At 70.8% G+C, this 20,611-nt stretch carries 22 protein-coding genes; 8 read left to right on the forward strand and 14 right to left on the reverse strand.

Going from position 1 to position 20,611, the window contains the following annotated elements:
* Window positions 1–18: 18 nt before the first annotated feature.
* From K7B10_RS01065 to K7B10_RS41150, 4 genes are all read right to left on the reverse strand, one after another.
* Window positions 19–1,050, reverse strand: coding sequence for an ABC transporter permease (locus tag K7B10_RS01065; protein WP_229334059.1), 1,032 nt, complete (start codon window positions 1,048–1,050; stop codon window positions 19–21).
* Window positions 1,047–2,636: a sugar ABC transporter ATP-binding protein gene (locus K7B10_RS01070; protein ID WP_229334060.1), complete on the reverse strand. Its 1,590-nt coding sequence runs from the start codon at window positions 2,634–2,636 to the stop codon at window positions 1,047–1,049. The genes K7B10_RS01065 and K7B10_RS01070 overlap by 4 nt, the downstream gene beginning before the upstream one ends.
* A gap of 133 nt (window positions 2,637–2,769) precedes the next feature.
* A complete protein-coding gene (locus tag K7B10_RS01075) occupies window positions 2,770–3,822 on the reverse strand; it encodes a substrate-binding domain-containing protein (RefSeq protein ID WP_229334061.1) in 1,053 nt (350 codons plus the stop codon).
* 461 nt (window positions 3,823–4,283) lie between these two features.
* Entirely contained in the window at window positions 4,284–4,619 is a 336-nt protein-coding gene (locus tag K7B10_RS41150) for a ricin-type beta-trefoil lectin domain protein (RefSeq protein WP_229334062.1), read from the reverse strand.
* 39 nt (window positions 4,620–4,658) lie between these two features.
* On the opposite strand from K7B10_RS41150, the gene K7B10_RS01085 reads away from it, so the two are divergent.
* Complete coding sequence (locus K7B10_RS01085; protein ID WP_229334063.1) at window positions 4,659–4,937, forward strand: peptidoglycan-binding domain-containing protein; 279 nt, start codon at window positions 4,659–4,661, stop codon at window positions 4,935–4,937.
* Window positions 4,938–4,972: 35 nt separating this feature from the next.
* Here the strand turns inward: K7B10_RS01085 and dgoD are convergent, their stop codons facing one another.
* Both dgoD and K7B10_RS01095 read right to left on the reverse strand, forming a co-directional pair.
* Window positions 4,973–6,118, reverse strand: coding sequence for a galactonate dehydratase (gene dgoD, locus K7B10_RS01090; RefSeq protein WP_229334064.1), 1,146 nt, complete (start codon window positions 6,116–6,118; stop codon window positions 4,973–4,975).
* On the reverse strand, window positions 6,115–6,387 hold the full coding sequence (locus K7B10_RS01095; protein ID WP_372481346.1) for an SDR family NAD(P)-dependent oxidoreductase: 273 nt from the start codon (window positions 6,385–6,387) through the stop codon (window positions 6,115–6,117). Before K7B10_RS01095 ends, dgoD begins: the two co-directional genes overlap by 4 nt.
* A 66-nt stretch (window positions 6,388–6,453) precedes the next feature.
* Between K7B10_RS01095 and K7B10_RS01100 the strand changes: the two genes are divergently transcribed.
* On the forward strand, window positions 6,454–7,155 hold the full coding sequence (locus tag K7B10_RS01100; protein ID WP_372481347.1) for an ROK family protein: 702 nt from the start codon (window positions 6,454–6,456) through the stop codon (window positions 7,153–7,155).
* A 22-nt stretch (window positions 7,156–7,177) separates the two neighbouring features.
* Here the strand turns inward: K7B10_RS01100 and K7B10_RS01105 are convergent, their stop codons facing one another.
* Entirely contained in the window at window positions 7,178–8,161 is a 984-nt protein-coding gene (locus tag K7B10_RS01105) for a LacI family DNA-binding transcriptional regulator (protein ID WP_229334065.1), read from the reverse strand.
* Window positions 8,162–8,544: 383 nt separating this feature from the next.
* On the opposite strand from K7B10_RS01105, the gene K7B10_RS01110 reads away from it, so the two are divergent.
* The gene (locus K7B10_RS01110) at window positions 8,545–8,718 is read left to right on the forward strand and encodes a hypothetical protein (RefSeq protein WP_229334066.1); all 174 of its coding nucleotides are present in this window, start codon (window positions 8,545–8,547) and stop codon (window positions 8,716–8,718) included.
* 629 nt (window positions 8,719–9,347) lie between these two features.
* Window positions 9,348–10,298: a DUF916 domain-containing protein gene (locus K7B10_RS01115; RefSeq protein WP_229334067.1), complete on the forward strand. Its 951-nt coding sequence runs from the start codon at window positions 9,348–9,350 to the stop codon at window positions 10,296–10,298.
* Between the two features lie 144 nt (window positions 10,299–10,442).
* Here K7B10_RS01115 and K7B10_RS01120 read toward each other — a convergent pair whose 3' ends face one another.
* Window positions 10,443–11,444: a helix-turn-helix domain-containing protein gene (locus tag K7B10_RS01120; protein ID WP_229334068.1), complete on the reverse strand. Its 1,002-nt coding sequence runs from the start codon at window positions 11,442–11,444 to the stop codon at window positions 10,443–10,445.
* Between the two features lie 71 nt (window positions 11,445–11,515).
* Between K7B10_RS01120 and K7B10_RS01125 the strand changes: the two genes are divergently transcribed.
* Window positions 11,516–12,172 (forward strand): DJ-1/PfpI family protein, encoded by a 657-nt coding sequence (locus K7B10_RS01125; protein ID WP_229334069.1) that lies wholly within the window; start codon window positions 11,516–11,518, stop codon window positions 12,170–12,172.
* A gap of 44 nt (window positions 12,173–12,216) precedes the next feature.
* Here K7B10_RS01125 and K7B10_RS01130 read toward each other — a convergent pair whose 3' ends face one another.
* The 6 genes from K7B10_RS01130 to K7B10_RS01155 form a co-directional block, all read right to left on the reverse strand.
* A complete protein-coding gene (locus K7B10_RS01130; RefSeq protein WP_229334070.1) occupies window positions 12,217–12,771 on the reverse strand; it encodes a hypothetical protein in 555 nt (184 codons plus the stop codon).
* Between the two features lie 664 nt (window positions 12,772–13,435).
* Window positions 13,436–14,794 carry a chloride channel protein gene (locus K7B10_RS01135; RefSeq protein ID WP_229334071.1) on the reverse strand — a complete coding sequence of 453 codons (1,359 nt, stop codon included), beginning with the start codon at window positions 14,792–14,794 and terminating at the stop codon, window positions 13,436–13,438.
* A gap of 294 nt (window positions 14,795–15,088) precedes the next feature.
* Window positions 15,089–15,568, reverse strand: coding sequence for a ricin-type beta-trefoil lectin domain protein (locus K7B10_RS01140; protein ID WP_229334072.1), 480 nt, complete (start codon window positions 15,566–15,568; stop codon window positions 15,089–15,091).
* Between the two features lie 388 nt (window positions 15,569–15,956).
* A complete protein-coding gene (locus tag K7B10_RS01145; protein WP_229334073.1) occupies window positions 15,957–16,829 on the reverse strand; it encodes a hypothetical protein in 873 nt (290 codons plus the stop codon).
* A gap of 10 nt (window positions 16,830–16,839) precedes the next feature.
* Entirely contained in the window at window positions 16,840–17,403 is a 564-nt protein-coding gene (locus K7B10_RS01150) for a papain-like cysteine protease family protein (RefSeq protein ID WP_229334074.1), read from the reverse strand.
* A 121-nt stretch (window positions 17,404–17,524) separates the two neighbouring features.
* The gene (locus K7B10_RS01155; RefSeq protein ID WP_229334075.1) at window positions 17,525–18,256 is read right to left on the reverse strand and encodes a WG repeat-containing protein; all 732 of its coding nucleotides are present in this window, start codon (window positions 18,254–18,256) and stop codon (window positions 17,525–17,527) included.
* 178 nt (window positions 18,257–18,434) lie between these two features.
* On the opposite strand from K7B10_RS01155, the gene K7B10_RS01160 reads away from it, so the two are divergent.
* From K7B10_RS01160 to K7B10_RS01170, 3 genes are all read left to right on the forward strand, one after another.
* Window positions 18,435–18,953 (forward strand): MarR family winged helix-turn-helix transcriptional regulator, encoded by a 519-nt coding sequence (locus tag K7B10_RS01160; protein WP_229334076.1) that lies wholly within the window; start codon window positions 18,435–18,437, stop codon window positions 18,951–18,953.
* A gap of 147 nt (window positions 18,954–19,100) precedes the next feature.
* Window positions 19,101–19,574 carry a hypothetical protein gene (locus K7B10_RS01165; protein ID WP_229334077.1) on the forward strand — a complete coding sequence of 158 codons (474 nt, stop codon included), beginning with the start codon at window positions 19,101–19,103 and terminating at the stop codon, window positions 19,572–19,574.
* A 111-nt stretch (window positions 19,575–19,685) separates the two neighbouring features.
* Window positions 19,686–20,600: an NmrA family NAD(P)-binding protein gene (locus tag K7B10_RS01170; RefSeq protein WP_229334078.1), complete on the forward strand. Its 915-nt coding sequence runs from the start codon at window positions 19,686–19,688 to the stop codon at window positions 20,598–20,600.
* Window positions 20,601–20,611: the final 11 nt, after the last annotated feature.

A 20,611-nucleotide genomic window follows, 5' to 3' on the forward strand; every position in this document is an offset into this window, starting at 1 on the left:
CCGTCGTGCGCGCCCGCCTCAGTGGGGCAGGCCGACAGCCCTTTCGCCGCTGCGGCGCTGCTGGATGACGACGGCGGCGACGAGGAGGGCACCCTGGGCGACGTTCTGCCAGAAGGTGTTGATGCCCTCGACGGTCAGGCCGTTCTCCAGTGCGCCGAGCAGCGCGACGGCCAGGAGCGTGCCGCCGATCCCGCCCTTGCCGCCCTTGAGCGCACAGCCGCCCAGCGCCGCCGCCGTGATGGCCTTGAGTTCGAGGCCCTCGCTGCCCGAGACGGGCTGCCCCGAGCCGGTCCGCGCGGTCAGCAGGATGCCCGCCACCGCCGCGACCACACCGATGAGCGCGTAGACGGCCACCAGGTACTTGTTGATGTTGATACCCGCCAGGCGCGCCGCGGTGTCGTTGCCGCCGATCGCGTAGATGTTCCGGCCGATGTCCGTGTACTTCAGCATGACGTGCACGGCCAGCGCCACGACCACCAGGATCCAGATCATCACCGGCACCCCGGCGATCTTGCCCCGTCCGAGGAACACGAAGAGGGGGTCGTTGAGTACGTAGCCCTGCGCCCGGCCGTCGGAGACGAGCTGGGCCACGCCCTTGTAGGCGGCCAGGCCGGCGAGCGTCGCGATGGTGGGGTTGACCCGCCCGTAGACGATGGCGACGCCGTTGACCACACCGACGAGGATGCCGATACCGATCGCGGCGGCCATCCCGAGGTAGGGGTTGGATCCGCCGGACGTGAAGACCATCGCGCTCACGACGGAGGCCAGGCCGGCCTGGGAGCCGACGGATATGTCGAGGCCGCCGCAGATGATCACGACCGTCTGGACGATGGCGAGCAGCCCCGTGATCGTCACCGCCTCACCGATGACCTGGATGTTGGCGAGGCTGAGGTAGTTGTCGTTGAGGAACCCGAACAGGGCCAGGACGAGGACGAGGGCGCCGATCAGGCTGAGGTTCTGCCCGCCGAGCGAGGTGAGCAGGCCCCCTCCGGTCTTCCGCGCCGGAGCGGGGAGGTTCTCGGTGGTGGCCGGCGTCTGGGTGGTGGTCATCGAGCGTCTCCATCGGCGGAGTCGGTGAGCGGTCGGTCGGCTGCGACGGGGGCGAGGTCGTCTGCCATGGCGAGGTTGAGGACGGCTTCCTCGGTGGCTTCCGCACGGTTGAGCTCGCCGGTGATGCGACCGTTCTGCATCACGACGATCCGGTCGGCGAGGCCCAGGACCTCGGGGAGTTCGGAGGAGATCACCAGCAGGGCGACCCCCTCCCGGGCGAGGTCGGCGATGATCCGGTAGATCTCGGCCTTGGCACCGATGTCGATCCCGCGGGTCGGCTCGTCCAGGATCAGGACCTTGGGCTTGCGCAGCAGCCATCGGGCGAGCACGACCTTCTGCTGGTTGCCGCCCGACAGTTTGCGCACTTCGTGCTCGATCGAAGGTGTGCGGACCCGGAGCCTGTCGGAGAAGTCCTGGGCCACCGCCTTCTCCTGGCGGCTGCGGACGAAGCGCCAGCGGCGCAGCCGGTCGAGGCTCACCAGGGAGGTGTTGTCCCGGATCGAGCGGTGGAGGAACAGCGCCTGGGCCTTGCGCTCCTCGGGGGCGAGTCCGATGCTCGCGCGGATCGCGTCCCTGGGGCTGCGTAGACGCAGGGGGCTGCCGTTCACGCAGACGCGGCCCGATCGGATGGGACGGTCGCCGGCGAGGGCGAGCGCCAGCTCGGACCGTCCGGCCCCCATGAGCCCGGCCAGGGCGACCACCTCACCGGCACGGACATGGAGGTCGATACCGCTGACGTCGTCCGTGGTCACGCCCTCCAGCTGCAGGACCACCTCGTCGCGGGCCACGTCCTGTCGCACGAACAGGGAGGACAGGTCACGGCCCACCATGAGGCGGACGACCTCCCCCTCGTTGGTGTCACGGGCTTCCAGCACGCCGGCGACCGTGCCGTCGCGCAGGACGGCGATGCGGTCGGCGAGGCGGAAGATCTCCTTCATGCGGTGGGAGACGTAGATGACGGCGATGCCCTGGTCCCGGAGCCGGTCGATCAGGCCGAAGAGCGCTTCGACCTCGTTCTCGGAAAGGGAGGAAGTGGGCTCGTCGAAGGCGATGACCTTGGCCTCACCGGTCAGCGCCCGCAGGATTTCCACCAACTGGCGCTGCGCCGGGGTGAGTTCCGATCCGAGCTGATCGGGGTGGATGACCTTTTCGAATCCGAGCCGGGCCAGGTCCGCGGTGATGCGGCGGCGCAGCTCCGCCCGGTCGAGGCGCCGCAGGGCGGTCCGCGGCAGGGCTCCCGCGTACACGTTCTCGGCGACCGACACGTGTGGGATGATCTCGGGCTCCTGCGGGATGATGCGGATCCCGGCCTTGTGGGCGTCGTGCGGCGACGACAGGGTCCGCGGGCGCCCGTTCCAGAGGATGCTCCCCTCCGTGGGCTGGTGGTCACCGGTGAGGATCTTCAGCAGGGTCGACTTGCCCGCTCCGTTCTCCCCCATGAGGGCGGTCACCCGGCCCCGGGGGAAGGCGAGCGTGACGCCGCTGAGCGCCTGTACCGCACCGAACCGTTTGGTGATGTCCTCGACGGAGATCTCTTCGCCGGGATCCTGGGCGGGGGCAGGTGGCTCTGTACCGGCTGTGGTCATGGGGGCCTCGCAAGCTGGGGTTACGTGGGGCGTGCGTTCCAGCGAAGCTGCTGGTCGGCGATGGTGGTCTGGGCGCGGACGGGTACGGCCGCCGCTGCGGCGGGCCGTACCCGTCCTGGCCGCGGGCGCGGCCTCAGCTGCAGATGACGCCCGCGTCCTTCCAGCTGGATGCGTCGACCATCTTGGTCGGGGCGAAGGCCTCCTTGGGGAAGTCCTTGCCGTTCTTGAGCTTGTCGTACATCGTCTGCACCGCCAGGGCGCCGACGTCCCTGCCGTTGATGAAGAGCGCGGCCTTCATCCCCGACGGCTTGCCGGAGCTCCAGTTCTTGCAGGCGAGGTAGGCACCGAGACCGACGCCGATCACGTCGTCGGCCTTGAAGCCGGCGTTCTCCAGGGCAGTGACCCCGCCCTGGACGTTCTCGTCGTTGCAGCCCCAGACCACCCAGTGCTTCACGGAGGCGTTGGCGGTGATCGTCGCGGCGATCTTGTCCTGCGCACCCGTCGGGGAGTTGTCGGTCGGCACGTCGATGTTCTGCACCGGCGCCCCCGCCGCCTCCGCAAACGCCTTCTTCGAGGCGTTCACACGGTCGGTGCACACCGTGACGTCCTGCTTCCAGGCCGATATCGTCCGCGTCTCCGCCGGGTTCCAGCCGGTCTTCTTGAATTCCTCGGCGGCCCGCTTGCCGACCTCGCCGCCCATCTGCTCGCCGCTGAATCCGATGCGGGGCACCAGGGCGTCGGCGCCGCAGGCGGAGGGGTCCGGACCGGTGCTGCAGATCTGGTCGTCCGACGTCAGGAGGGCCACCTTGCCGGTCTTCGCCAGCTGTACGACCTGCGGGCCCACGGCCGGGTCGGGAACGACCACGATCAGCCCGTTGCTCTTCTGCGAGATGGCCGCCTGGGCCTCGCTCACCGTCTTGTTCGCGTCGTTGCCCAGGTTCACCACCTTCAGGTCGATCCCGAGCTCACTCGCCTTCGCCTTCGCGCCGGCGGCCTCGCCTGTGAAGTACTCCTGGTCGCCCTGCTTCTGCAGATAGGTCAGGGAGATCTTCCCGTCGACCTTCCCGACGTCCGTCGCGGCACCCGTCGTCTCCTGGCCACTGGAACACGCGGTGAGGACGAGCATCGTGGCCAGGCCCAGGGCCGCGGCCGCTACCGGGCGGCGGCGGTGGTGGTGAGTGAGCATGTCGATCCCTTTGCTTGAACGGGTCGCACCGGGCGACCAGTGGGGCAGGTGCGATGGGGTGGGGTTCGATCCGGCGGCTGTCGTGAGCGCCGCCCGGGGCTGCAGGTCCCTTGAAGACTCGGAGGGAGGGGTGTCCGGCCTCGGCCGACGATCCCCCGGCGGACAGCCCCTCACTGGGGAATCCGCCACAGTCGGCCGCTTTCAAACTTGATGCAACAGAGAGAAGCGCCGTTTCCGCCATAAGTCAACAGTATGAACCAAGGGTTTCGGATTGATGCATCCTCGTAACCTCCAGGGATGCCGCAGAGCGGCAGGGCCGCCCCAGCAGCGGCCACCGGGCATGAACACCGAAGTTGCAGGGCGCGAGCCGGACGCGACGGTGCCGGCGCAGGCATGGACCGGGGCAAGGCTTGCCCTGTTGCTTTCCATCGGAACATGTCGAAATCTGTTTGACTCCCGCTCTACGGCACTTGCCCGGTGGGCTCGTTCCAGCGCTGCTCCGCCGCGGGGCCCGTGCGACCGAAGGCGACGGGGGCTCCGGGCTCGCCACTCCCGGACGTCACGGCGTAGCCGGGCGCGATGCGAGGCTTGATGCGCCCCGTCGCATCGGTGGAGAACACCAGGTTGTTCCCCTCTGCCGGGCCGAACGCCGAGCACGACCAGATGCCCACGCCGTCCCCTGCGGAACCGCGTGCGTCCAGGCAGTAGCTCGGCTTGGCAGCATTGTGCAGGAGCCCGTTTTCATCCAGACGCCACTGCTGGACCGGCGCCCCGGTACGGCAGCGTGCTGTGATCACGTCGGCGCCGTTGCACCGCCGACAGCCGGGAACGGCCCGGTGCGTACACCGTCTTCGACGGCCCCGTCCGCGTCCCCCACGGACACACTCACCGGTACGAAACCGACGCTGCGCCGGCACGACACCGGATCCCAGGTCGTCGACCTGCAGCGGCGCCTCGCGCAGCTGGGGTTGTGGACCCTGCCCCAACGAGGCCGTTACGACCAGCACCTCGACGACGCGGTGCAGTGGTTCCAGGCGAAGTACGGCGTCCGTGGCGACCCGCCGGGGGTCTACGGCCCGGCCACTCGGCGGCGGCTGGAGTCCTTGACCTCCTGACGCCCGGCCTGCTGCCGTGAGGGGTGCTCGACTCGTCACCATTCGGCGAGGGAGCCGTCGCCCCGTCGCCACACCGGGTTGCGCCAGCGATGGCCCGTCTCGGCGGCGCGTTCGACGGCCTTCTCGTCGACGTCGATGCCCAGTCCCGGTGCGGTGAGCAGGGCGACGTGACCGTCCTCGTAACGGAAGACGGACCGGTCGGTGAGGTAGTCCAGCAGGTCCGACCCTGCGTTGTAGTGGATCCCGAGGCTCTGCTCCTGGATCAGCAGGTTGGGTGTCGCGAAGCCGACCTGCAGGCACGCGGCCAGCGCGATCGGGCCGAGCGGGCAGTGCGGCGCCAGAGAGACGTCGTGGGCCTCCGCCATCGCCGCGATGCGCCGCACCTCCGAGATCCCGCCGGCGTGCGAGAGGTCGGGCTGGGCCACGGCGATCCCCTGCTGGAGCACGGGCTTGAAGTCCCAACGGGAGTACAGCCGTTCCCCGGTGGCGATGGGGATGCTGGTGGAGCGCACGACCTCGCCGATGTGGGCGCTCATCTCGGGAACCACCGGTTCCTCGACGAAGAACGGCAAGTAGGGCTCCAGGAGGGGAAGCACCCGTCGTGCCATGGGGAGGGTGAGGCGGCCGTGGAAATCGACGGCGATGTCGAAGCCGTCGCCGACCTCCGCGCGGACGCTCTCCACCCGTTCGACGATGTCGTGGACGGCGCGGGGGGTGTCGATCAGCTCCAGCTGGGGCGAGGCGTTCATCTTGATGGCCGTGAAGCCCTCGGCCTTGCGGGCGGCTGCCTTCTGCGCGACGTCGGTCGGCCGGTCGCCGCCGATCCAGCTGTAGACCCGTGCCCGGTCCCGGACGTTGCCGCCGAGCAGCTGCCACACCGGCACGCCCAGCGCCTTGCCCGCGATGTCCCACAGTGCCTGGTCGATGCCCGCGACCGCGCTGGAAAGGACGGGGCCGCCGCGGTAGAAGCCGCCCTTCGTCAGGACCTGCCAGTGGTCCTCGATGCGCATCGGGTCCTGGCCCACGAGGTAGTCGGACAGTTCCTCGACGGCGGCCGCGACGGTGTGCGCGCGGCCCTCGACGACCGGTTCGCCCCAGCCGGTGATGCCTTCGTCGGTGTCCACGTGCAGGAAGCACCAGCGGGGGGCGACCAGGTAGGTCTTCAAAGAGGTGATCTTCACTTGGACTCCTTCTTCACGGCCCAGCCGCCGTCCACGGTCAGGTTCGTGCCGGTGACGTACGAGGCGTCGTCGGACGCGAGGAAGGCGACGGCGGCCGCCACTTCGTCGGGGTGGCCCAGCCGTCCCAGGGCTGTGGCACGGGCGGAGAGCAGGCGGCCCTCCTCGTCCACGTCCTGCCAGTTCTCGGTGAGGATCGGACCGGGCAGGACGGAGTTGATCCGCACCTGCGGCCCGTACTCGACCGCGAGCTGGCGGACGAGCGCGCACATGCCCCCCCCTTCGCCGCCGCGTAGGCCGGATAGCCCGGCAGACTGCACAGTGCGTGCACGCTGGACGTGGCCACGAAGGAGCCGCGGGCGGCGCGCAGGGTCGAGGAAGGTCCGTACGGCCAGGTAGGGCGCCTTGAGGTCGACGACCTCGTCGTACTGACCCTCCGCGCCGGCGTCGGCGCGGGCATCGCGGTCGACGGAGCGCTCTACCGGGGCGCGACCAACAGCGCCGGGGAATGGGGCCACACCTGCCTGGTCCGCGAAGGGCGGGAGTGCAGGTGCGGCAGGCAGGGCTGTGTCGAGGCCTACGTCAGCACCCGCGGCATCGCCCGCACCGTGCGGGAACTGGATGCCGAAAGCCCCCTCCTGGACCCCGACGAGGACACCGTCACCGCCAAGGTCGCCCGCGCCGCGGCGGAAGGCGACCCCGTGGCCACCGAAACCGTGACGCGGACCGCCCGCTACCTGGGGGAGGCCGCGGCCGACCTCCTCAACCTGTTCAATCCGCAGGCTCTGGTGCTGGGCGGCTGGGTGGCGGACCGGCTCGGCGAGCCGCTGCTGCGGCAGACCCGCGACGTCATCGCGGCGCACGCGCTGCCGGCGACGCTTCAGGCGCTCACCTTCCAACTGAGCACCGTGCCGGACAACCCGGTGAGCCTCGGAGCCGCCACCTTCGCCCTGGAGGGCTTCCTGGACGACCGCGAGACCTTCGGCACCGTGGCGGCGGGACGCCGTGCCGCCAAGGCGGCGAAGGCCCGGACCTCCTGAAGGTGGCCCGGTGTCCGGCCGCTCAGCCGGCCGGGGGCGCCGTACTCTCGCGCACCACCAGGACCGGCGCCACCGATGCCTGGCGCGGGCTGCCCGTCCCGCCGCCGATCTGCTCGAGGAGCAGCGTGACGCAGTGGCGGCCCACGGCGTCGAAGTCCTGCCGGACCGTGGTGAGGGGGGCGGGGAAGAACGCGGCCTCGGGCACGTCGTCGAATCCGGTCACACTCACGTCCTGGGGCACGCGCCGGCCCGCTTCCTGCAGGGCCCGCATGACGCCCAGCGCCATCTGGTCGTTGGAGGCGAAGATCGCGGTCACTTCCGGGCGGCCGGCCAGTTCACGTCCGGCGCGGTATCCCGACGTCGCGGACCAGTCACCGTAGAGCAGCGGTGGTACGACGCTGCCCGCGTCCTTGAGCGAGCGGTGCCACGCCTCGGCCCGGCGGCGCGCCGCGTAGGAGTCGCGGGGCCCCGCGACGTGCCAGACCGTTCGATGGCCGAGGCCCAGCAGGTGCGCCACGACGCTCCGGGTGCCCTCGGCCTGGTCGATGTCGACGTTGGCGTAGCGGTGGCCGGTGTCCCCGTCGGCGAAGACCACGGGGACGGTGGACGGCAGCCGGAGTTCGGGGGTGTCCAGGATCTGCGACTCGATGAGGATGATGCCGTCCACCGACTGGACCATCAGTTGCTGGAACGCCTGGCGCACGGCGGCTCCGGTCTGCGCCCGGGCTCCCATGAAGTTCACGAACAGGTCGGCTTCGCGGGCGGCGTCGGAGATGGCGGCGAAGGTCCTGGCGTTGCCGTAGGCACTGATGTCGAAACTGATGACGCCCAGTGTGCCGAACCGCCCGGTGACCAGCGCCCGGGCGGCCGTGTTGGGGCGGTACCCGAGCATCTTCATCGCGGCCAGCACCCGCTCGCGGGTGGACGCGTCCACGTTCTCCCGGTTGTTGGCCACGCGGGAGACGGTCTGCGACGAGACCCCCGCCATGGCGGCGACATCGGCCATGGAGGGCGACTGGCGCAGCGGACGGGACCTCGGTGATCTTGCTCCGACCTCGCGCGGCATGTGAACCGGACCTCCGAATCCCTATTCCGAGCGGAGTGCGTGTGCACCCGTACGGATGTTAGCGCTGCGGACCGCAAGGGCGGGCGGGCGCACTACTCGCCGGTTCTCTTGACACGTCCCCCTGATGTTAACGCAAACATCCACGCGGTACGGAACCCACTCGCGCGCCCGGGGTCGAAGCGGGCGAAACGGCCCCTGCGGTGCACCCGCACCGGTGCGGCGCAGCCACGCGCTCCTCTCCCTCGTACGCATCCGCTCCCGCTCCCGCTCCCGCTCCCGCTCCCGCTCCCGCTCCCGCTCCCGCTCCCGACAGGAGACCAACTGTGCTCGGCACCAGAAGAAGGCCCCCGGGCAACGCCCGGCGTTACGTGCCCACCGCCCTCGCGACCTCGCTCGCGGCCGTCGCCGCACTCCTCCTCGGCGGTGCGGCGTCGCCTCCGGCCGCGGCCGAAACCGTCCGGTCGGCCCCCGTCCCGGTCCGCCTCGACCCCGCGTAGCAGCACGCGCCGTCCGAGGGGTGGGGCACCGCGCTCGCCTGGTTCGCCAACGTCACGGGCGGCCGGCCGGACGCCCAGCGCAACCGGCTCGCCGACGCCCTCTACGGCACCGGAGGACTCGGCCTCACTACGGATCCACCACCGCCGGCGCCCGAATCGTCCAGTCCGCATGCGACGGCTCGCCCGGTCAGGCCTGGAAGGTCTCCGCCGCCGGTCCGGTCGATCCCACCGACCCGACCGACCCGCCCGCCCCCGGTACGGCAGAGCGGCAGCTCACCACCTCGGTCGGAGCCGGCGTACTGACCATGGCCACCACGGCGGAACCCGTCCGACTCCCCCTGTCGACTTCGGCACCGGCGGCACGTCGGCCGGAGAACTGGGTACCGTCACCGTGAAGGACTTCCGCGGGCGTCGTAGGGAAAGACGGCGCGACCCTGGCCTCCGCCGCCTCCGCCGCCGGTGGCGTGACGGGCGGAGAGTTCGCCGCCGACGCCACCGTCTCCCTCGACATCCCGAAGTACACCCCCGTCGGCAGCTACACCGGCATCCTCTCCCTCACCCTCCGCTGACAGCGCCCGTGGGCCGGACGCCAAGCGTCCGGCCCACGACGCCCGGAAAGCTGACGAGTCATGCGCACCGCCTTCGTTGCCCTGTTCCTTGTCCTGCTGACGACCCTTTCCCCCACACCGGCCGGGGCGGCGGACAACGGCGAGTGGTCGGTCAGACCGGCGGACTCCGCCATCACTCCGCGGGCCGCCTTCGAACTGCCAGCACAGCCCGGCACGACGCTCACGGACCGCGCGGTCGTCACCAACACCACCACCGCAGAACTGACGTTCCGCCTCTACGTCGCCGACGCCCACAACACCGAACGCGACGGCGGACTGGCCGTACGCGGAATCGAGGAGACCCAGCGGGACGTCGGCGACTGGGGAAAGCCCGAGCTGGACACCGTCACGGTGCCGGCCCGTTCGGCCGTGACGGTCGGTGTCACCCTCACCGTCCCCCTCGACGCCTCGCCGGGCGACCATGTCGGGGCCCTCGTCGCGGTGGACACCCGCGTGCAGCCCGCCGACGGCTCCCACCTCGGCGTCCAGCGCGGAGTCGGAGCCAGGATCTATCTGCGCGTCGAAGGGCCGCACCACCCCGGCCTGGCCGTGGAGGACGTACGGTTCACGGCGCGGAGCCCGCAGATACCGTGGACCGGCACCCGCGCATCGACCCTTGCCTGCACCCTGCACAACACGGGGAACGTCAAGCTCGCTCCTCGGGTCTCCCTCGGCGCCGGCGGTGTGGTCGCGGCAGGGCCCGGCGAACGGCGGTTCGCGAACGTACCGGCCGAGCTCCTCCCCGGGCAGAAGGTCCGCCTCACCGAGACCTGGGCGGATGCCCCCGTCGCGGGCTGGGGCCGGCTCACCGTCACGGCGACCGCGGACAGCGTCCGCGGTTCGGGAACCGTCGGCTTCCTGGAGGTGCCGTGGCTCTTCGCGGGATGCCTGGCGCTCCTGTCGGCCGCCTGGTTGCTGCTCCGCCGCAGGCGCATGGCCGCCCGCGCGGCAGGGACCGGCGCCCGAGCCTGACGCCCACACGCTCCAGCCGGCATTCGGCCGGAGCCCGCTCTCCACGAGCTCGGCTCACGGCGGATCCACACAGGTGGGAGGCCTGGACGGGAACGGGGACGGTGGACGGCGGCCCGGGCCGGGACGACCTCGACACCTCGCCGGTCAGGCCTCCGTGGTCACCGGGCACCCGGATGCGGTCCGGTCCGGTGCCTGACGGAACTGGCGCCGGTAGGCCGAGGGACTGACACCCATCGCCGTGCGGAAGTGGTGTCGGAAGCCGGCGACCGTCAGGCCCACCCGGCCGGCGACCACGTCGACCGGGTGGTCCGCGGACGCCAGCAGTACCGCGCCGGCCCGGATCCGCTGCTCCGTGAGCCAGCGTCCGGGCGGCAGACCGGTCGTGTCGACGAAGCGGCGTTCGAACTGCCGTACCGACAGGTGAGCGACGCCGGCGAGTTCTCCGACGGCGAGACGCCGGTGCAGGTTGTCCAGCGCATGGTTCATGGCGCTGCCGATGGGGTCGTCCGCCGGGGCCTCGGCGACCACTGGATGCTCCGCGAACTGGGCCTGCCCGCCCTCGCGGTGTGCCGCCACGACCATACGGCGCGCCAAGCGGGCGGCGACGGCGGAGCCGTGGTCCTTGCGGACGAGGTGCAGGCAGGCGTCGATGCCCGCGGCGGTGCCGGCCGCCGTGATGACCGGGCCGTCGTCGATGTAGAGCACGGATGCGTCGACCGTGACCTGCGGGTGACGCGTCTGGAGCAGCCCGGCGTGCCGCCAGTGCGTGGTCGCCTGCCTGCCGTCCAGCAGGCCCGCGGCGGCCAGGGCGAACGCCCCGCTGCAGATCGACACCACCCGCGCTCCTCGCGCGTACGCAGCGCGCAGCGCGTCCAGAACCGCGGGCGGGACGTCACGGCGTACGTCCGGCACTCCCGGGACGATGACGGTGTCGGCGAACCGGAGCCGGTCCAGGCCGTGGTGCACCACGATGTCGAAGCCGCCCACGACGCGGTGCGGTCCGGGCGTCTCGGCGCACAACTCGAACCGGTACCAGCCCTCCACGTCCAGCTCCGGCCTCGGGGTGGCGAAGACCTCGGCGACGGTGGCGAGCTCGAACGGCGCCATCCCGTCGAAGGCGAGACAGGCGACCAGGTGATGACTCATGGCGGGATCCTAGCGGTGGTCGCCGTTCACGACACTGTCACCCGAGCCCCGCCAACCCTGAGCCTGGTGCCATGAACCGTGACGCCCCTGCCCCGCTCACCTTCGGCATGCTCGTCTTCGACGAGGTCGAAGTCCTCGACATGGGAGGCCCCTTCGAGGTCTTCAGCACGGCGGGCCGACTGTCCCGTACCGCCACGGACGAGCCCCTGCTGCGCGTCGTGACGGTCGCTGCGACCGCCCTGCCGGTCCGCGCCCGCGGCGGACTGAAGGTCGTGCCGGACCACACCCTCGACGAGGACCCGCCCTTCGCCATCCTGGTGATCCCCGGCGGGGTCACCACGGCCGTCGAGGAGAACGCGCGGGTCATCGACTGGCTGGCCCGACGCCGCAAGACCTCCGCGCTGACCTTCAGCATCTGCACCGGCGCCTTCCTGCTGGCCGCCACCGGCGCTCTGAACGGCCGTCCGGCCACGACCCACTGGGAGGATCAGGACGAACTGGCCGATCGCTGGCGGGACATCCGGGTGCGCCGCGACGTGCGGTGGGTCGACGACGGTGACATCGTCACGTCCGCGGGAATCAGCGCGGGCATCGACGCCAGCCTCCACATCGTCGGGCGCCTCCACGGTGTCGAACTCGCCCGCCGCACTGCCCGCCAGATGGAATACGGCTGGAACCCCGCTGACACGCCCGGCTGCCCGCCCTGCCGCCCCGACGTCGCCCGGTGAGTGCGCGGGCGACCGACGAGCGGCAGGCTTCGTACGGCGGGCCGTCAGCGGGTGCGGCGGGGGCCGCCGCGGTACGGGCGGCGGCGGGAGACGGCCTCGGGAGCGGCCTCGGGGGACGAAAATCCACCGGCCACCGCCACACGTGCCGGAGCCGGTGAGGCGGGGAGGGACGAAGCAGGGGGCGACGCCGCGGAGGAACGCGGCGGCGCTGACTGCTCGGCGCGGCCGAGGACGGCGGTGTGGGAGATCAGGGGTGCGCAGGCCTGACAGATCTCGGCGAGCGTCCAGACCTGGCCGACGGCCGGGTTGTGGATGAGGACGAGCAGGGGGGCGCCGGTGCACGCGGCCCTGGTGTCCTCGTGGAATCCGCATTCGGCGGCCCGGCAGGCACACGCCGCGTTGGGGCGGACGGTGGCGAGGCGGGCGTGCGCTCGGCAGTGCTCGGCGGCGAACCGTCGCATGGCCGCCGTGTCCTTGGACCGGGGCGGCATGCGGCAGGCCGCGGTGCTGCAGGTGACGGAGACGGTGTGGTCACCGTGGCCGGTCAGACGGACCGTCCACGTCCGCCCCGGGACACGGGATCCGGGAATCGTGGTCAAAGCAGAGTCGTCCGTTCACATCTGTGCGGTGGTGTGCCCACTGTTCGACAGTCTCGTATGTGGTGACAGTGAATCGTCACGCGACCCCCGGCATCGGCACGGGCCCCGTAATGGTGGCCCGGTCACGCGGAGAACCGCAGCTCAGACGAGGATACCGGCCGAGCGCATGAGGTCTTTTTCGCACGCCGTTCGCCATGTGTCAACGGCATGCCGCCCCATCCGGGCCCTCCGGCGGGCGGGCGGCGTCTGTCCGCCGGTGGGTCGCCGTCCTGATACGGGTCTGGTGCAGGTTCGGGTGACAGGTTCGGTCACGCGCCCTGGAGGGCCGGTGTGGTCATGACGGTCTCGAACCCGACGGAAGTCAGCCGGCCGGGCGCGGCTCTCTCGGTCAGGTGGTGAAGGAGTCCGCCCCACCCGGCTCCGTCTCCGTGGCCTGGCGGTCGAACCTCACCATGGCGAGGAAGAACAGCCCTCCCAGGAGGAGGCCCACCACGATCACGACGGAGACGAGCGCCTCCCCGCCACCACGCCGATCGCCAGGTAACAGAAGGTCGCCACCCGGTCAGCCACCCGAACCACCAACCCATCTTCGGGGAGGCCGGCCGCGAGGCCCATCGGCAGGAGGAACCGCTGAGCGGAACGCGGGCCGCGAACTGACGGTGTGTCACGACGTCGTGGTGTGTTTCGGCGCGCCGGTCCCGGGCCCTCCGGCCGGAACCGGGCTGAGCCTGAGCGTCACGACATAGGCGACCACGACCGCGACGATCACCAGGGGCATGACGGTGAGGCCCTGCGTACCCAGCAGCAGGGTGGCCAGCAGCACCGAGGTCAGCGGGAGCTTGAGCATGGCGACCGACATGGCTCCGATGCCCATCGCGAACGCGGGGGTCAGCTGTAGCCCTGGAAGGTGCGAGAGGGCCATCCCGCCCGCCGCCCCCAGGAACATCGCCGGGAAGATCGGGCCACCCCGAAAGGCGCTCAGTGAGACGCAGTAGGCCAGCCCCTTGAAGGCGACGAGCAGCGTCAAGGTGCCGACGGTGTAGTGGGCGCTGTTCGCGAGCAGCGGGCCCAGAGCGCTCTGCCCCGAGTAGAGCACCTCGGTCGCGGCCTTCCCGGAGCCTTCGGCATAGGCGATGGCGAGCCCCGCGACCGCCAGGCCCATCAGCACGGTGGCGGGGACAAGGTGCCGTTCGACTCGCGCCTGCAGGAGCAGGGCGAGCCGTCGGATGCCCGTGCCCACGAGGGCCGCCGCGAGTCCGATGACGAGTGCCCAGCCGAACTCGGCACCGCTGGGCGCGTTGGCGTGCGGTACGTCCTGAAGTGCGAGGGAGAACGTGCCGAGTCCGGTCCAGCTGTCCAGGCCGATGAAGACGAGCGAGCCGATGCCGGCGGCGAGCAGGCCCGGCACCAGCACGATCCCGAGCATCGGCCCGGCGATGCCCGACATCTCCATGAGGAGGAAGGCCCCCGTGATGGGCGATCCGAGCAGAGTGCTGACCGCGGCGAAGCTTCCGGCGGCGCCGAGCACGGCCTTGCCCTGCGGCGGCGTGCCCGGCTTGAGCAGACGTACCGCCCAGACGGCCACGCCACTGCCGAGCATGATGAGCGGCGCCTCGGGTCCGAGAACGGCGCCGAGCCCCAGCGTGGCCACGGCCGCGAGGAAGATGCCGGGGAGCTCACGCGCCTCCGGCGCGCCTGCCGTCGACAGCCCCTCGGCCGGCTTGTGGCCGGCCGTCCCGGGAAGGTAGCGGATGATCACTCCGACCAGCAGACCCGCCATCGCGAGGAGCGGCAGCGGCCACCAGGATGGGGTCCCCTGCAGGCCCAGCACCTCGGGCAGGTCGGTGTACGTCCAATCCTGGAGCGCATCGACCAGCGCGAGGAAGCCGTACGCGCCCGCGGAGATCGGCACTCCGAGCACCGCGGCCATGACCAGGAGACCGATATAGCCGCGTGTCCTGACCTGGGCGAAGGGATCCGGCGACGGCGCCCTCGGTGCTCCGACGGGACTCTCGGCCGACATGCGCATCAACTCCCGGCTCGACGCCCCTGCGGAACGCGGCGATCCACTCCGGCGGCTCTCTGAGTTGATACCACGTGACACAACGCCGCACCGCGCGGACTCACCGGCGATCCGCGGCGGTGGAGCGGCCTTTCATTTCGGGCGGGCCGAAGACCCCGCCGGGTGATTCGCCCGGCTGGTCCTGCCCCGTTTGATCACCCGGTGGTGGTCGCTCCGCCGGCCCGCCCCGCCGCCGCCCCCGTCGATGCGGTCGACACCCATGGACCCGGCCGGGCGGCGTGCCGGCGGAGCGGGTCAGGCGGCGGCGAGACTGATCTGGTCGTTGAAGATCGCCCAGCGCTGGCCGCGGTCGGCGGTGTCGCAGGGCTTGGTCGAGAGGTTCGGAGTGCTCCAGGCGTTGGCGAAGCAGTAGGCCGGCGCGTAGGTGAGGGTGAGCTGCTGGCCCGAGACGGTCCAGTACTGGCCCTGGTCCTTGGGGTCGCACGGCTTCACCGAGACGTCCTGGGTGTTCCACGTGTTGGCGAGACAGTAGGCGGGAGCGTTGCGGAGGGAGATCTGCTGGCCCGAGAGGGTCCAGTGCTGTCCGCGGTCAGCGGCATCGCACGGCTTCGTGGACACCTTCGGAGTGTCCCAGGTGTTGGCGAGGCAGTAGAGACCGGGAGCACGCAAGGCCGGAGCCGTGGCGCTGGCGGCTTCCGCCCCGGCCGCCGGCAGGAGGGAAGCGGTCAGGGCCAGCATCGCGACGGCGAGCGTCTTGCGGACTGCGATTGCCATGGGACGGGATCCGTTCTTGCTGTAGGCATGGGATTCGCGAATTGACGCGAGAGACATCCCCAACTCGGTTCCGAGCGCGGGGTAATTGGTAGCAGCATTCATGGATTGGCCAACGGTTTCCGCATACTTCGTTCATTCCAAAGAGTCGCCACATGCGATGATCCGATACCGATGAAGGATCGATATTCGCCGACAATGGGCAGCGTGCGGCATGGGTCCGTTCCGCCCTCGCTCCGCACGCCCGCGCCGAGACGCAGTATGCGGGTGCGGGTGCGGGTGCGGGTGCGGTGGCTGCGGTCACGATGACCGGCTGTGGACCCCTCCCGCCGATCCCCCACTCCGTCCCGGCTGGTTGCCGGGACGGAGTGGGGGCGCGTACGGGTCCGGCTCAGCAGGTGCCTGCGCGCCGGCGCCGGCGGAGCAGGGCGGCCCCGCCCGCGAGGGCGAGTGCCGCGCTGGACCCGCCGGCGAGGAGCAGGGTGGAGGACGAGGCTTCGTCCGCCTTGCTCTGGGTGCTGTAGCCGCTGGAGTAGCCGTTGGTGTCGTACTCCGAGCCGGGCAGCTTGTCGGCGTAGCGGGCCTTGACCAGTTTCTGGTAGTCGCTGAGCGATACCGATGCCTGGCCGCCGAGACCTTGCCTGGCCTCGTCGTTGAGGGGTTCGACGGTGGTGAGCTTGAGCTGGTACCAGCCGCGGATCTGCGGCTCGGTGAAGACCAGCGTGCCCAGGGTGGCCTTGCCGGCGTACGTGGCGTCGCTGTCGCCGTCTCGGATGGCCGCCAGGTGCCAGCCGCCGCCCTGGGTGGGGGCGAGCATGACGGTTGCGTTGCGGCCGTTGACGGTGGTGCTGAGTGAGGAGACCAGCTGTGTCAGCTTGACCGCCTCGGTGGGCAGTGGCTTGGCGGTGCCCGCGACGAACCCGGGGGTGATCTCGTTCCGTGCGAGCGGGTCCTTGATCGTGAAGGCCGGGAGGTCCTGGCACGGCTCGGCCGTTTCGGGGATCGTCTGCACCGGCCCGCCGGCACCGCCGGTGGGCACCGGAGTGCGCAGGAAGCGGCAGACGGCGTTGCGCACGTCGGTGGACTTCACCGCGTCGAGGGCGGCCTGATAGTCGGGGATGTCGGCCGGAAGGGGGTCCTTGGCCGGGGCCGCATGGGCCGGACCGACGACGGACAGGAGCGCGGATGCGCTCAGTGCGATGACGATGGACAGGCGGGAGAAGCGAGAGCCCGTCCGCTTGCCGGACATTTCGGTGTCGCGCATGTCGCCTGCCTTAGCGGGAGATGCCGATGCGGGAGTGGGTCCACTTCGACGAGCTGTTGCTCACGTAGTCGTTGTAGTTCCACCACGTGTACGTGGTGGTGTCCGGCCACGGGTCGGCCACGGCGATCGTGCTGTTGGACGTGTCGAAGCCGTAGACCACGTTCATGTGGCCGCCACCGGACGCCCACCCGATGCGGGCACCGATCGGCCGGGCCGCCTTGACATCGGTGTACACCTGGTTGAACGTGGCCGCGCTGTTCAGGCCCGAGCCGGTGTGGGCCATGCCGAGGCTGCTCCAGCCCCTGGCCATGTCGTCGAGCGTGGCGGGCTGGTTGTTGCAGCCGTAGTAGGGCTGGGCCCGGTTGCAGAAGTCCGTCTGCGTGGAGCCTAAGCCCTGGAACTTGGCGATGGTCAGCCCGGAGGCGACCCAGCACCACTGGGTCTTCTCCTGCTTCAGCATGGTGATGGTGTCCTGGCCCGCTTCCGCGTGAGCCGTGCCTCCCGCGGCCGCGAGCGATCCCAAGGCGGCCAGCACGATGGCCGACGCCGTGGTTCCGTACCTGAATTTGCCCATGTTCCTGCCTTCCCCCTGATGGGTGCAACGAGATGAGCGGGGCGATCCGCTGCGAATATGACAGCTCAGCATTCCGAAGGCATAGGGGGCTTTCATCAATTCAACCCCTACTGATTACTTGTCATGTAATCGTGCCGATAACGGCTGTTCCATTTGGGGCGGGTGGTATCCCGTGATGCACGGATGCGAAGCCGGGCGCCACCGAACCCGGCTCAAAGCTTTGTCGGTCTCCGGTGAGGATGCGGGGGTGAAGGGGCGCGCCGCTCATCGGCCAGGCGGCGCCGGGACCCGTGTTCGGTCGCCTCCGGGTCGCCCGCCGGCTCGGCGGGCTCGTACGGGTCCTCCCGGAGTCGAAGATCAGCGAGCAGGGCTCGAAACGACGGGGCTCGGCGGCCAGCAGCCCGGCCGCGAGCTCGGCGATGTCCCGCCGCGGGGCACCGGGATAGACCAGGCGGGAGTGCGCCTCCCGGCGGTGGGCGGGGGCGACGTGCGCGCAGCCGCCCGCGGCCGCGGTGGTTTCCCACAGGGCCGTTCCGGCCGGGTCCACCGGGCGCAGGGCGGCGCCGTCCGCGGCGGGCACGACCCGGCAGACGTCGAGGCCGTCGCGGTCCACGTGGGCGACGCAGCCGTCACGGGTGACGAAGGCGGCGAGTCCGGTCCCGGAGCCGAACCCGAGGGCCCAGCCGTCGGCGTCGGTGATGGCGTTCGGGAAGCCACGGAAGTGGTTGCCGGCGGAACCGCCGAGGACGTGGGCGAGGCCGTTCGCGTCGAAGGGGCCCAGCATCGGGAAGGACGGTTCGACGATCCACTCGCCGTTCTCGTCGATCAGGCCCCACAGGTCACCCACCCGCACGGGCGCCGCCCGTCGGGGCCGCAGGGCTTCGCTCCGTCGAACCGCGGCCCGATGACCGTACGGCCCGTGCGGTCGACGTAGCCGCAGCGGCCGCCGTCCGCCATCCGTACGTCGGCGAGCCCGGGGCGGAGATCGGGGCGCCTTGACAGCTCAAGTGATTAGCCGCCATATTATTTACATGACGAGGGACGGCATCGACGGCGAGGCACCCACGCTGGACCAGGCCAGGCGGCAGGTCGAGCACTACGGCCTCGAGGTCGATCCACAGGCGGTGCTGGTCGCGGTGCGGCTGATCTCGGCGGGGGCGAGGGTCGGCCGGGCGGCCGAGGCGCACTTCGCCAGGTTCGGCCTGTCGACGGGCCGCTACCGCCTGCTCGCCGATCTCGAAGACCACGGCGGGGAGAAATCCCCCTCGCGCCTCGCGGCCGACCTCGATGTCTCCAGGGCCACGATCACCGGCCTGCTGGACGGCCTCGAACGCGAGGGCCTGATCGCCCGCCGCCCGTCGACGGAGGACGGCCGGGGCACGGTGGCCGTTCTGACCGCGCGTGGTGCGCAGCGCCTGCGCGACATGGCGTCCGAGCATTTCGGGCGGCTCGAGGCGATGGTGGGCGGGCTTTCCATCGAGGAGCGTGCGGTGTTCCTGGATCTGCTCGCCCGCGTCGTGCGCGGCAGTGCGGCTCTGGCCGCCGACTGACCCGGCCCTCGGCCGGTTTGGCCCCACCCCCGGGTAGGGCCCTTTTTACGAGGCAATAGTTAGCCCCCTAATCACCTTGGCGGAGTAGGCCTGCCCGCTCCTCCGCAACCCTTCGCTCCCCCTCAGACGAACGAGAAAGAGGCCCGCATGCCCGCGACAAATGACAGAACCAGCCGAAACCGGGCGGCCTCCCGGAGGTCCCGGCCGTTCACCTTGTGGCGCGAGGTGCTGACCGCCTACGCCGCCCCCGCGCTGATGGCCGGTACCGCCGGAGTGGTCACCGGGCAGCAGGACCTCGCCTTGGCCGCCTGCACCTCCATCGCCGGCACCTCCGCCGTGGTGGCGTTCCTGGTCGGCACCTGGCTGCGGCACGGTGGGCAGCCCCGACGGTGGACCACCACCACGCCGCGCGTCGCCCTGACCGCCGTACTCGTCATCACCTCAGCCGGCGCGGCGGCCCTGCTGGGATGGTTCACCGCCCAATGGCTACCCGCCCACAGCCCGATCCCCGCCACCCCGTGGCTGGAGCGCCTGCGCATCGATCTGCCCGTATCCGCAGCCCTCGCCACCACCATCGTCACCCTGCGCTGGCGCACCACCACCACAGCATCCCCGACATAGCCCATCCGCACCGGGCCCACCCGCCCCACGAGCCCGAGCCCGAGCCCGAGCCCGACCACACCCACCCCCGGCAGCACCCGCCGCCGGAAGTCACCAAGGAATGAGCACACGATGATCGTTGTCATGGGAGCGACCGGAGCAACCGGGAACGCCCTGCTCCACAGCCTGCTCGCACTCGATACACCCGTCCGCGCACTGACCCGCACCCCGCACAAGCCGATCCCCGGCATAACCGGCGCACACCAAAAGCCCGTTGAGGTTCAGTACGCCGACGCCACCGATCCCCGCTCCCTGCACACCGCCTTCAGGGGCGCCAGCCAGCTCTTCCTCGCCATGGCCAACAGCCCCGCACAGGTCGAACTCGAAACCCGCGTCATCGACATCGCCGCCCACACCGGCATCGGACACATCGTCAAGGTCTCCGCACCTGCCGCCGAACCCGACTCCCCGGTCGCCATCTCCCGCGGACACCACGCCGTCGAGGAACACCTGCGCGCCAGCGGCCTCACCCCTACCGTCCTGCGCCCCTACGCGTTCATGCAGAACCTCCTGCGCCTGGCCCCCACCGTCACCCAGGGCGGCATCATCCTTGGCACGACGGGCGACGCGGCTTGCAACTACATCGACTGCCGCGACATCGGCGACGTCGCCGCCGCCGCCCTCACCAGCCCCGGCATCGCCGGCGGCACCTACACCCTGACCGGACCCGAAGCCGTCTCCTACCCCGAACTCGCCTCACGACTGACCACCCTGACCGGCAATCAGGTCCGCTACGTCGACCTCACCCCGGACGAACTGCGCGCCAACCTCATCCACAACGCCCACATGCCCGTCTGGCTCGCCGATCACGTGACGGAGATCCAGCAACTCGCCATTGCCCGACCCGAAACCCCCACCACCACCGTCATCGACATCCTCGGGCGCCCGCCCCGCACCCTCGACGCCTTCCTGCACGAACACCACACCCCCTTCCGCCGATGGGACGCTCACGAAACTGTGAACCGTCCCGCCGCACAAGGCGGATGATCAGGCAACGG

The sequence above is a fragment of the Streptomyces flavotricini genome (genome assembly GCF_020639365.1).
Lineage (GTDB): Bacteria > Actinomycetota > Actinomycetes > Streptomycetales > Streptomycetaceae > Streptomyces > Streptomyces flavotricini.